The sequence below is a fragment of the Stenotrophomonas muris genome, from assembly GCF_052751275.1.
Genome location: NZ_CP199879.1, coordinates 3,921,568 through 3,934,025, shown reverse-complemented (window position 1 = coordinate 3,934,025; position 12,458 = coordinate 3,921,568). Strand labels below are relative to the sequence as shown.

Genomic DNA, 12,458 nt, shown 5'->3' with positions numbered 1-12,458 from the left:
CCGCTGATGGATCTGTACGAAGAACTGCGGAAAGCAGCCACCCAGCAGATGCCCTGCAGCCACCGCGAGCATGATTCCGCCTACGATGGCAGCACATCGGGCCGGGAGTGACAGTCGCTTCAGATCCATGACATCCAGCATGTAGGCAACGAATGCGCTACGCCATCGGAATTCTTTCAAACTTTCCTCATGGACCACCATGCTGACACTGACACTTCTCCTGCTGCTTTCATGCAGCGTGCTGGTCTGGAAACGCCGTCTGCGCAGTGCTGCGTTTCTGGCGACGCTTCCGCTGGCCATGGCAGCCAGTGCCAGCGCCCCGGTCACGCAATGGTTGCTGGATCGCGCGCAGGGCACCCCTTCTGTCACTGATCACGGTGCACTTCATCCGCGCACTGTGATCGTGGTACTGGGTGCCGGCATCGACCACGATGCCCGGGGCTCCAGGCCCGGGCTGGGCGGTTACAGCCGCCTGATGAGGGCAGCACAGCGTTACCACGAATGCGATCGCACGCGGGAGGTCTGTACGGTGCTTGCCAGCGGAGGCGTCACTGCCAAGGGCGATGTCGCTGAGGCCGATGTCTACGCACGCGAACTGATTGCGCTGGGCGTGCCCACCGAGAGGATTGTCCGCGAGCGTGCCAGCAGGAACACCTGGCAGAACGCCCGAAACAGCAGTGCGATCATCGGGCGCAACAGCCCGCGGGTGGTGCTGGTGACCTCGGGCCTGCATCTCACGCGGAGCCTGATCTACTTCCGTCACTTCGGCGTCGTGGCCGAGGGCCTGCCCAGCGACCGCCTCCGTGCCACCCGGGGGTGGCTGCCCTCCACATTCAATCTATTGCTGGTCGAAGTGATGTTGCATGAGCGTATCGGCGTTCTGCGCTACCACCTCTACAACCGGATGGGCTGGAACGACGCCCCCATCGAGCCGGTCAGTGTCGCGCCTGCAGCAACCACCCACGCATCGCCGCACTGACCTCGTCCGGTTTCTCCATCGGTGCCAGGTGCCCGCAGTCGGGCACCACCACCAGCTGCGAGTGCGGCACCATCGCGTGCATTTCCTCACTCATCGCCAGTGGCGTGATGCGATCGTTCGCGCCGCACACGATCAGCAGCGGATCGCGGTAGCCGGCCAGCACATCATGGCCATCGCGGCGTTCCAGCGCGCTCTGGCGCAGGAACACGTCCGCGCCCAGGCGGGCGGTCATGTCGCGCACGCGCTGCACCAGCACGTAGTCATCCAGCCGCGACGCATCGATGTAGCTGCGCATCAGCACATCGCCGAAGCCGTGGAACTTCCCCGGCAGGCGCACGCTGGCACGTTGGCTGCGGCGCTGCTCGGCACGTTCCGGTGGATCGGCGTGGATCGAGGTATCGATCAGCGCCAGCTGCAGCACGCGCTCCGGCGCAATGCGCAGGATCTGCTGGGCGACGAAGCCGCCCAATGAGAAACCGGCCAGCGCAAAGCGCTCCGGTGCCTGTGCGAGTACGTCCTCGGCCACCGCCTGCAGGGTCTCGCCACGGGTCTGGTCGCCTACTGTACAGTCGGCGATGTCGGCCAGGTCGGCCAGCTGCGCGCGCCACAGCTCGGCATCGTTGAGCAGGCCGGGCAGCAGCAGCAGGGGAATACGGTCGGTCATGGGGGTATTGTCGCGCCAGCACGGTGACGGAACCATGCCGCAACAGGCGGTTGCGTTGTAGAGTCGCGCCATGCTCGACTGCTGCACGGCCCGTCGAGCATGGCTCGACTCTCAGAAGGCAGCGACACGGACGCGACCATGGCAGACCCCTACAACAGCGGCACCCCCACCCCACCCGCGCTCCGCTTCGATGATGCGCTGGTCACCACCGCCTTCGAGCTGCCTGGGCACCGCGTCGTGCGCAACCTCGGTGTGGTGCGCGGCATCACCGTGCGCTCGCGCTCGATCGTCGGCAACTTCCTCGGCGGTATCCAGACGATCTTCGGTGGCAACATCACCATCTATACCGAACTGTGCGAACAGGCCCGCGAGGAAACCTACCGCGACATGGTCAAGCATGCACGGCAGCTGGGTGCCAACGCGATCATCGGCATGCGCTACGACGCCACCGATGTGATGACCGGGCTTACCGAAGTGCTGTGCTATGGCACGGCGGTGGTGGTGGAACCGATGCGTTGAAGCTGTAGAGCCGAGCCCATGCCCGGCTCAGGCGTGCCCGTGTGATGCAAGGCAGCCGAGCGTGGGCTCGGCTCTACAATGGCACGTCGGGCACCTCGACCTGCTGCACCGGCAGGGTCACCATCATCACCGTCGGGTCGTCCGGGTCCAGCTTCGTCTTGAAGCCCAGGCTCTGGCACATCGCCAGCATGGTGCTGTTCTCGCGCAGCACCTGGCCTTCGACCACGTCCAGGCCCAGCCACTTGGCGTACTCGATCATGATCGCCATCAGCCGCCAGCCGATGCCGTGGCCCTTCAGGTCCGAGCGGATCAGGATGCCGTACTCGCCACGGTGGTAATCGGCATCGGCGTGCAGGCGCACCGCGCCCAGCATCTCGCCGCTGCGCGGTTCGATCGCCACCAGCGCAATCGAGCGCGCGTAGTCGAGCTGGGTCAGGCGCGCGATGAACTCGTGGCTGAAGTGCTTCACCGACTGGAAGAAGCGCAGGCGCAGGTCCTCGTCGCTGACGCGGGCGAAGAACGCACGGAACAGCGCGTCGTCCTCCGGCCGCACCGGGCGCACGAAGGCACGGCCGCCATCGGACAGTTCGATGGTGCGCTCCCACTCCTTCGGGTACGGGAACACCGAGAAACGTGGATGGCCGCGGCCCTTGTGCAGGATGCGCGACGGCGCCACCGCCACGCGGGCGTCGAGGGCGAGGATGCCCTTGCCGTCGACCAGCAACGGGTTGATGTCCAGCGTACGCACTTCGGGAATGTCGGCGGCCAGTTGTGCCAGCTTCACCAGCGCCAGCGCCAGTGCGCGCTCGTCAGCCGCCGGCACGTCACCGTAGGCCTTGAGGATGCGCGAGGCGCGGGTCTGGCCAATCAGCTCGTGGGCCAGGCGCAGGTCCAGCGGCGGCAGCGCCAGCGCCTTGTCGTTGATCACTTCGACGGCAGTGCCGCCGCGACCGACCACGATCACCGGGCCGAACGTCGCATCATCGGCGATGCCGACAATCAACTCGCGCGCCTTCGGACGCACGATGGTCGGCTGCACCAGCAGGCCGTCGATACGCGCATCCGGCCGCAGCTGGCGTGCGCGCGACAGGATCGCGTTGGCCGCGCTCTGCACCGCCGGCAGCGTGGACAGGTTCAGGCGCACACCATCCACTTCCGACTTGTGCGGAATATCCGGCGAGAGAATCTTCAGCGCGACCGTGGCACCGCGTTCCAGCAGCGGCTGCGCCAGGTCCATCGCCTCGTGCGCATCACGCGCATGCATCACCGGCGCGGAGGGAATGCCGTAGGCCTTGAGCAGTTCATGCGTAGCCAGCGGGTCCAGCCACTGCTGGCCGTTGGCCAGCGCGGCATCGACCAGTGCGCGCGCGGCGGCCGTGTCGACGCTGAAGTCCTGCGGCAGGCTGGGCGGCGTTTCCATCAACGCGTTCTGCGCTTCGCGGTAGCGCACCAGATGCTGGAAGCCACGTACGGCTTCGGCCTCGGTCGGATAGGTCGGCACCCGCGCCGCGTTGAGCGTGGCGGTGGCCTGGTCGTCGTTGCCCAGCCACACCGCGAACACCGGCTTGTCGCGGTGGTGGCGCGGGCGCAGGCCGAGCGTGCGGGTGAGTGCCTGCGCGGCGTCCGCCGATGAGGTGAATGCGGTCGGCACGTTGACCACCATCACCGCGTCATTCTCGTTGTCGGCCAGCAGCGCTTCGATGGCCGCGGCATAGCGGTCACCATCGGCGTCGACCACGATGTCGACCGGATTGCTGCGCGACCAGCCCTGTGGCAATACCGCATCGAGCTTCTGCACCGTGCTGTCGGACAGGGTGGCCAGCGTGCCACGCAGCGCGATCAGCTGGTCCACGGCAAGGCGGCCGACGCCGCCACCATTGCTGAGAATGGCCAGGCGGCGGCCAGGGAAGGTGCCCAGCCGCCCCAGTGATTCGGCGGCGGTGAACAGCTCGTCCAGCGCACCGACGCGCAGCAGGCCGGCGCGGTTGAAGGCCGCACCGTACACATCATCGGCGCGGGCCAGGGCCTGCACATGGGTATCGCGGCTGCCCGGCTGCACGCGCTCGGCGCGGCCGGACTTCACCACCACCACCGGCTTGGCGCGGGCGGCGGCGCGCGCGGCCGACATGAACTTGCGCGCGTCCTTGATCTGCTCGACGTAGAGCAGGATGGCGCGGGTACGGTAGTCGGTGGCGAAGTAGTCGAGCAGGTCGCCGAAGTCGACGTCCATCGTATCGCCCAGCGAGACCACGGCGGAGAACCCGACCGAGCGCGCCACGCCCCATTCCACCAGCGCGGCGGCAATGGCCGAGGATTCGGAGATCAGCGCGAGGTCGCCGGCCTGCGGAAAATGTGCGGCGATGCTGGCATTGAGCCGCGCGTGCGGCGCGATCACGCCCAGGCAATGCGGCCCGAGGATGCGCAGGCCATGCTTGCGCGCCACCGCCTCTACCTGTGCAGACAACGAACCGGGGCCTTCGCCCAGGTGCGCGGTGAGGATGATCGCCGCCTGCACGCCACGTTCGGCGGCAGTGCGCACCACCTGCGGCACGATCGCCGCTGGTGCGGTGATCACCACCAGGTCGGGCACCCAGTCCAGGTCCTTCAGCCGCTTGACCGTGCGGATGCCATCGATCTCGGCATGCCGCGGATTGATCCACGCCACCTTGCCGGGGAAGCCGGTGCCACGCAGGTTGCGCATCACCGCGCGCCCGGCCGAACGCTCGCGCGGGCTGCCGCCGATCACCGCGAGCGACTGCGGACGGAACACGGACTGCAGGTGGTAGGTACTCATGCGCCTACGGTACCCAAATTCCGTGGCGATGGGGTCGGAGGCGGGGTCGGATCCCTTTTCGCAGGAAAGGGCTCTGATCCCCTGCTGCGGATATCCGGGGTCAGAGCCCTTCGCTGCGCGAAGGGATCCGACCCCGGCGTGCACGTTTTGTTACAGCAGCGTGCCGTGCAGGATCATCGCGGCGATGCTGAAGTAGATCACCAGGCCGGTCACATCCACCAGGGTGGCCACGAACGGGGCCGAGGCGCTGGCCGGGTCGAAGCCGAGCCGCTTCAGGATGAAGGGCAGCATCGAGCCGGACAGCGAACCGAAGGTGACGATGCCCACCAGCGCGGCGCCGATGGTGATCGCCAGCAGGATCCAGTGCTCGCCGTAGTCGTGCAGGCCGCCCAGCTGCCAGATCACGATGCGCACGATGGCCAGGCAGCCGAGGATGGCGCCCAGCACCATGCCGGTCGGCACTTCGCGCAGGGCCACCTTCCACCAGTCGCGCAGGCGCAGTTCGCGCAGTGCCAGGCTGCGGATCAGCAGCGAGGTGGCCTGCGAGCCGGAATTGCCACCCGAACTCATGATCAATGGGATGAACAGGGTCAGCACCACCGCGCGCGCCAGTTCGTCCTCGTAGTGCTGCATCGCGCTGGCCGTCAGCATCTCGCCCAGGAACAGCACGCTCAGCCAGCCGGCGCGCTTGCGCAGCATCTCGAAGAAGCCGATCTGCATGTACGGCTTGTCCAGCGCTTCCATGCCGCCGAACTTGTGCGCGTCCTCGGTGGATTCCTCGATCAGCGCATCGAGCACGTCGTCCACGGTGACGATGCCGAGCATCTGCTGCTGCGCGTCGACCACCGGAATCGCCAGCAGGTCGTGGCGGCGGATCAGCCGTGCCACCTCTTCCTGGTCCATCAGCGCATCCACTGTTACCGGCGGATTGACCTGAGCCACGTCCAGGATCGATTCCTCGGGCAGGCCGGTGATCAGCCGGCGCATGGTCACCACCTGCTGCAGCTGCTGGCTGGCCGGCTCCAGCACGTAGATCGCGTACACCGTCTCGCGGGTGCGCTCGACCTGGCGGATGTGCTGCAGGGTCTGCGCCACGGTCCAGCTGGCGGGCACCGCCACGTACTCGGTGGTCATCAGTGCGCCGGCGGTGTTCGGCGGGTAGCTGAGCAGCTTCTGGATGACCTGGCGGGCGTCGGCGCCCAGCAGCGGGATCAACCGCGCGCGCTCTTCCTCATCCAGCTCGTGGACGATGTCGGTGGCGCGGTCGTCGGCCATCAGGCCCAGCAGCGCCGCAGCCCGCGCGGGTGGCAGTGCGGCCACCAGCTCACCGCTGCGGTGCAGCTCCGGCGCTTCGAGCATCTTCACTGCACGCGGCAACGGCAGCGCAGCCAGCGTTTCCGCGGCGCGGGTCAGGTCCAGCGTGTTGAGGAATTCCACCGCGTCGGCGGTGTTGTAGTTCGCCAGCGGTGCGGCCAGTGCGGCGGCATCGGCCACCGGGCGCAGCAATTGCTTCTGGTTCATCGGTTTTGCCTTGTGGGGATGCGACCTCGCGCAACGCCAACGCAGGCAAACCGTCCCGGTATCAGGCGGTGGCCATCGCTGGCGTCGAACGAGGTCGACTTCTACTGTCGCTGGACATGGGTTGGGGACTCCGGGATGCGTATGCCAACGGACGCGCCGCCAGCGGCGGGCAGTCTGGACCCGTGGGCCATGCAGGTCAACCTGGGCGCCCCGCGCTGGGTGGCCGCCCGGCCGGTTGTTCTCGTGCATACACAGGCCGGCGCGCATAATGTCGTGGTGGCGCTCGCCACGCCCTCCCCCATCCGAACGGACGCACAGCGGGCTCCCCCGATGACCAGGTATTCCCATGCATAGCGGTGGTCTGGAACTGGCCCTGGTGCTGCTGCTGGCGGCGGTCATCGCCGTGCCGGTGTTCAAGAAGTTCGGCTTCGGCGCGGTACTGGGCTACCTGGCGGCCGGCGTGGTGCTGGGCCCGGACGGGCTGGGCTTCGTGCAGGACGCCGACCGCATCCTCGGTGCCGCCGAGATCGGTGTGGTGATGCTGCTGTTCGTGATCGGCCTGGAGCTGTCACCGGCACGCCTGAAGGTGATGCGGCGCTCGGTGTTCGGCGCCGGCGCGGCGCAGGTGGCGTTGTCCGGGCTGGTGCTGGGCGGCCTGCTGCTGCTCGATCACTTCCAGTGGAAGAGCGCGCTGGTGGTCGGCGTGGCGCTGGCGCTGTCATCCACCGCGGTCGGCCTGCAGCTGCTGTCCGAGCACAAGGCGATCAACAGCGACCATGGCCGGCTCGGGTTCGCCATCCTGCTGTTCCAGGACCTGATCGCGATCCCGCTGCTGGCGGCCATCCCCCTGCTGGGCGGAGTGAAGAACGAGACCCTGCGCTGGGAAGATGCGGCCGTGGCGCTGGGTGCGCTGGCGGTGGTGATCCTGTGCGGACGACCGGTGCTGCGCAAGGTGTTCAGCATCATTGCGCGCACCCGCAGCCCGGAAGTATTCACTGCCACCGCCCTGCTGGTGGTGCTGGGCACCGCCTGGTTCATGCAGGAAGCCGGCCTCAGCCCCAGCCTCGGCGCGTTCCTGGCCGGCGTGCTGCTGTCCGATTCGGAGTTCCGGCATGAGCTGGAAGCGCAGATCGAACCGTTCAAGGGGCTGCTGCTGGGCTTGTTCTTCATCGCAGTGGGCATGGGCATCGACCTGGACCGCATCGCCGCCGAGCCGTGGCTGATCGCCGCGGGTGTCGGCATCCTGCTGGTGGTCAAGTTCAGCCTGCTCTACGCGGTTGGACGTGTCGCCCGGCTCAGCTCGCGGCAATCGCTGCTGCTGGGCAGCGTGCTGTGGCTGGGCGGCGAGTTTGCCTTCGTGGTATTCAACGAGGCACAGCGCGCGCACCTGCTGGGCAACGCCAACCACGACCGGCTGGTGGCGATCGTCGGCCTGTCGATGGCGATCACGCCGCTGCTGATGATCGCGCTGCTCAAGCTGCTCGGCCAGGAAAAAGCCGCACCACGCGCGGCGGCCGAGGCCGACAAGGTGGCGCCGGACAACCGGCCCAAGGTGCTGATCGCCGGCATGGGGCGCTTCGGCCAGGTGATCGCGCGCCTGCTGACCGCGCAGAAGGTGCCGTTCGTGGCGCTGGAGGCGAACCCGGACACCGTTGCCGACCTGCGCCGCTTCGGCAACCAGCTGTACTACGGCGATCCGACCCGGCCGGAGATGCTGCGTGCGGCGGGGGGCGAGCACATCGATGTGTTCGTGATCACCGTGGATGACCCGGAGACCAACCTGCGCGCGGTACGCATGGTGCGCCGGCTGTACCCGGACGCGACGGTGCTGGCGCGTGCACGCAACCGCCAGCATGCGTGGCGCCTGATGGACATGTCGGCCGAGCCGTTCCGCGAAGTGTTCGGCACCAGCCTTGAGATGAGCGGACGCGTGCTGACCGCGCTGGGCGTGGCGCCGGACGTGGCCGAACGCCATGTGCAGCGCTTCCGCGAGCACGATGAGCAGCTGCTGCGCGACCAGTATCTGGTGTACGACGACGAGGCAGCGGTGATCCAGACCTCGCGCGACGCACGCAACGACCTGATGCATCTGTTCGAGGCCGACGCGGAAAGCGACGGCAAGTAGGCGTGCCGACCAACGGTCGGCACCCACCGGGGGCACGATCGGCACCCACCGGGGGCAGGGTTGGCACCGACCCGATCGATGGCGGACCCGGTAGTGCCGGCCGCTGGCCGGCAGCCTCGGTATCCCGGAGGTCTCAGCAGGTTGCCGGCCAGCGGCCGGCACTACCCACTGCGGATTCCGATCCCGGTGCTCAACCGTTGTCGCGCAGGAACCGCGCCATCGACGAAACGCCCGGCACGCGCGGTTCGAACTCGCCAGCGACGTCGATGAAGCCGCGCATCACCGCGATCTCGCGCGGGCTGCGGTTGAGGCTGTCGCGCACTTCCGGATCGGCACCGGCGCGCAACAGGCGCTGCACCAGCAGCGGCAGTCCATGCAGGGCGGCCAGATGCAGCGGGCCGAAGCCGCGCGGATCGCGCACGTCCAGGCTGACGTCCTCATCCAGCAGGCGCTCTACCGCCGCCATCACCACCTGCTCGTCGCAGGCGGTTCCCGGCTCGGCGCGTGCGCCCAGCAGCAGCAGCAGCGGCGTGACCGAACCGGCGGCGGCCTGGTCCGGCTCGGCGCCCGCCAACAGCAGGGTGTCGAGCAGGGCCAGCAGGCGCGAGCGGTCGCGGGCACTGAAACCGTACAGCGCGGCACAGTGCAGCGGGCCCAGCTGCTGCGCGTCACCGGCATGCACGTCGGCACCGGCAGTGAGCAGGCGCGCGACGATGTCCGGCAGGCCCAGCGCCGAGGCCAGCATCAGCACGGTCACCCCGCCCGGCAGGCGATGTTCCAGCTTGGCGCCGGCATCGAGCAGGGCCGAAACGATGTCGACCTGGCGCATGCTGACCGCCGCCGACAGCGGCGTCGCACCGCTTGCAGCGGCGTGCTGCGGATCGGCACCGCGCGCCAGCAGCAGGTCGGTCACGGCCAGGTGGCCACCACCGGCCGCACGCAGCAGCGCGGTGCAGCCCTGTGCGTCGACCGCGTCGACGGCAAATCCCAGATCGATCAGGCGGCGCACGGCGTCCACATCACCTGCCATCGCAGCGGCCGGCAGATCGGCCTCGCGCAGGGTACGGCGTGGCAGCGGCCACACCCGCCAGTCCAGCCAGTCGGCCAGGTCACGGCGACCGATCGACAGCGCCACGCCCAGTGGCGTCTGACCGTCGGCGGCACGTGCTTCCGGCGAGGCACCGTGCTGCACCAGCAGCTTCAGCGCGCCTTCGCGGGCCAGGGCGGTGGCCAGATGCAGTGCGGTCATGCCATGGCTGTCGCGCGCTTCGCGATCGACACCGGCCTTGAGCAGGGCCTGCTGCAGGCGCAGCCAGCCCAGGCGTACCGCCAGCGACAGCGGTGGGTCACCGGCCGGCGAAGCGGCGAACGGATCGGCGCCACGCTCCAGCAGTTCCAGCGCCAGCTGTTCCAGGCCGCGGGCGGCCTGGTCGTGCTGTGCGCAGGCGGCCAGGAAGCGTGCCAGCCCACCGCGCCCGGCCGGCGACAGGCCGCGCTGCAGCATGACCTGCAGCGCCGGCACCGCGTCGATGCCGCGCGACAGCAGCGCGAACATCGGCGTATCGGCGCAGGCGTCGCGCACATAGGGATCGGCACCGTGGGCTAGCAGCCAATCGACCGCGCGCGGCTCCAGGGCCAGCTCCGGATCGAGCAGCAGGCCGCCCAGTTCTTCCGGCTGGCACAGCCTGGCCAGCGGGGCCATGCCATCGGTGTTGCCGAAGCCCAGCGCTTCGCGCAGCAGGGTCAGCGGCGGACGGTCCGGCAACAGGCCGCTGGCGCTGGCCGCTTCACCGCGCTCGGCCAGGCCATCACTGACGGCTGCCGGCAGCGGATAGGACGGGTCCAGCAGGGCCACGATCGCCCAGCGGCCCGCTTCGGCCGCATAGTCCACCGCGCGGCGGCCAACCGGGTCGGTGGCGTCGGCGGCGATGCCCAGTTCCACCAGGCGCTTGATCAGCAGCGGCGAGACATCCTCGGCCATCACTGCCAGCTGCACCGCATTGCGGCCTTCGCCGTCCACCGCGACCAGGTCCGGCTTGTGCGGCAGCAGGTGCTCGACCACGGCGGCACGGCCGGCACGGGCGGCTTCCAGCCACGGCGTGCGGCCCAGTGCATCGCGCGCTTCCAGGTTGGCGCCGGCGCCCAGCAGCACGCCGATGATCTCCACGTGGCCGGCCAGCGCTGCCTCGTGCAGCGCGCTGCGGCGCTGGCGATCACGCGCGTCGGCGCGTGCCTTGTGCTTGAGCAGCAGCTGCACGCCGGCCGGATCGTCGTCCTCGGTGGCGGCGGCGGCCAGCAGTACCGGGGTGCCGTCGGCCGGTTCGCTGCGTGCACCGCGCTCGAGCAGGAAGCGGGCCAGGCGCCAGTTGCCGACCTGGCAGGCCACCGCCAGCGGCGACCAGCCCTCGCGGTTCAGCGCATCGACTTCGGCAGCGGCATCGCGCAGCAGCGCGGCAACGCCCGGGTCGGAACTGCGTGCGGCATGGTGCAGCGGGGTGTTGCCATCGCTGTCGGTGGCACGCGAATCGGCACCGTTGGCGAGCAGGGTCATCACCGCTTCGGGGCGGCCATGCCAGCTGTCACGGGTGGCGGCCAGCAGCGGGGTCATGCCCCGGTGCGGCGCGTTCACATCAACGCCGCGGGCAATCAGCTCGCGCAGCAGGCGCAGGTCCGGCAGCACCGCCGCCAGCACCGCCAGGCTGCGCTGGTCACGCCAGTTCGGGTCCGGCAGCGCATACGGATCAGCACCGGCCTGCAGCAGCTGCAGGCCACGGTCGACGCGGCCCTGGCGCGCGGCCTCATACAGGGCCGGTGTCAGTTCCTGCGGCGCCATCGCCTCCAGCGGCGCGGTTTCGGCCGCAGCGGGGAACATCGGTTCCTGTTCGCTGCTGGCAGCGGCGAACGGGCTGGGGCGCAGCGACACCAGCGGCGCGGGCGCGACCCGCTGCAGCAGCAGGTGCAGCGCCGGCGACAGCAGCACGACCGCCAGTGCGGCGGGCCAGCGTGCGCCGTCCGGCAACAGGCCCGGCCAGGCCGGCAGCACCACCAGTGCGGCCAAGGCGATCACCAGCGCCGCCACGCCAAGACCACGCCAGGCGGTCAGGTCGCGGCCGGCCAGCGCCTGCCAGTGCTGGGCCAGGCTGCCATCCAGGCGTTCGACATCGTTCCACAGCGGCCAGGTGCGCCAGGCCGCCAGCAGGCCGGCACTGACCAGCACGCTCAGGCCCAGCACCGCCGCCAGGCTGCCGCTGTCACGCAGGGCCGCCAGCGGCCAGGCCAGCAGCAGCGCCAGCAGCAATGGCGCGGCAGCCCACAGCGCCAGCAGTGCGGGCAGGTCCTGGCGTGCGACCACCTTCAGCGGCAGCAGCGCACGGCTGCGACGCCACCACGACACGCCCAGCGCGAACGCCGGCTGCGCCAGTGCGGCAAGGATGGCACCCGGCACACCGCCCACCGCGGCGCCCAACGCCAGCATGGCACCCACGGCGAAGCCGATCGACAGGGCACGCGGACGGGAGGTGTCAGTCATAGTGTCGCGGCATCAGGCTGGCCACCGACGGCGGTACCTGCAGGTAGAACCCGCGTTCGCTCATTTCGCTGCGGACCTTTTCAGGATCGGCCTGGGCCAGGCGGCGCTGGACATCCAGGGCCACCTCCAGGACGAAGGCGAGCGTCCCCAGCGAGGTGAGCAGCGGCGCGGGCAGCGCGCTGAAATCATCGCGTCGGGGAACGTAGACGTAGGTGTCCGGCTTGAGTTGGCTTTTATAGACGTAGGCGTGCATGTCCGCGGGACGATAACCCGGGAAGAGCCATGATTGTGTCGGAAAGCCGACACCGGGGAAAGCCGTCAGCCGAC

8 protein-coding genes are annotated in these 12,458 nt (G+C 69.2%); 3 read left to right on the top strand and 5 right to left on the bottom strand.

Going from position 1 to position 12,458, the window contains the following annotated elements:
- The first annotated feature begins 199 nt into the window (after window positions 1-199).
- Window positions 200-979, top strand: coding sequence for a YdcF family protein (locus ACUVWL_RS18225; protein ID WP_445392010.1), 780 nt, complete (start codon window positions 200-202; stop codon window positions 977-979).
- Here the strand turns inward: ACUVWL_RS18225 and ACUVWL_RS18220 are convergent.
- Entirely contained in the window at window positions 936-1,643 is a 708-nt protein-coding gene (locus tag ACUVWL_RS18220; protein WP_445978634.1) for an alpha/beta fold hydrolase, read from the bottom strand. The two genes, ACUVWL_RS18225 and ACUVWL_RS18220, sit on opposite strands and share 44 nt — an antisense overlap.
- A gap of 138 nt (window positions 1,644-1,781) precedes the next feature.
- Between ACUVWL_RS18220 and ACUVWL_RS18215 the strand changes: the two genes are divergently transcribed.
- Window positions 1,782-2,162 (top strand): YbjQ family protein, encoded by a 381-nt coding sequence (locus ACUVWL_RS18215; RefSeq protein ID WP_049442059.1) that lies wholly within the window; start codon window positions 1,782-1,784, stop codon window positions 2,160-2,162.
- 73 nt (window positions 2,163-2,235) lie between these two features.
- Here the strand turns inward: ACUVWL_RS18215 and ACUVWL_RS18210 are convergent, their stop codons facing one another.
- Both ACUVWL_RS18210 and mgtE read right to left on the bottom strand, forming a co-directional pair.
- Entirely contained in the window at window positions 2,236-4,956 is a 2,721-nt protein-coding gene (locus ACUVWL_RS18210; RefSeq protein WP_414611689.1) for a bifunctional acetate--CoA ligase family protein/GNAT family N-acetyltransferase, read from the bottom strand.
- A 150-nt stretch (window positions 4,957-5,106) separates the two neighbouring features.
- Window positions 5,107-6,477: a magnesium transporter gene (gene mgtE / locus ACUVWL_RS18205; RefSeq protein WP_445978633.1), complete on the bottom strand. Its 1,371-nt coding sequence runs from the start codon at window positions 6,475-6,477 to the stop codon at window positions 5,107-5,109.
- Between the two features lie 346 nt (window positions 6,478-6,823).
- Here mgtE and ACUVWL_RS18200 point away from each other — a divergent pair, with 346 nt between their 5' ends.
- Window positions 6,824-8,602, top strand: coding sequence for a monovalent cation:proton antiporter-2 (CPA2) family protein (locus ACUVWL_RS18200; protein ID WP_014648831.1), 1,779 nt, complete (start codon window positions 6,824-6,826; stop codon window positions 8,600-8,602).
- A gap of 190 nt (window positions 8,603-8,792) precedes the next feature.
- Here ACUVWL_RS18200 and ACUVWL_RS18195 read toward each other — a convergent pair whose 3' ends face one another.
- Both ACUVWL_RS18195 and ACUVWL_RS18190 read right to left on the bottom strand, forming a co-directional pair.
- Complete coding sequence (locus ACUVWL_RS18195; protein WP_445978632.1) at window positions 8,793-12,131, bottom strand: ankyrin repeat domain-containing protein; 3,339 nt, start codon at window positions 12,129-12,131, stop codon at window positions 8,793-8,795.
- Window positions 12,124-12,384, bottom strand: a complete 261-nt coding sequence (locus ACUVWL_RS18190; protein ID WP_032960603.1) for a YcgL domain-containing protein — start codon at window positions 12,382-12,384, stop codon at window positions 12,124-12,126. The genes ACUVWL_RS18195 and ACUVWL_RS18190 overlap by 8 nt, the downstream gene beginning before the upstream one ends.
- Window positions 12,385-12,458 lie beyond the last annotated feature (74 nt).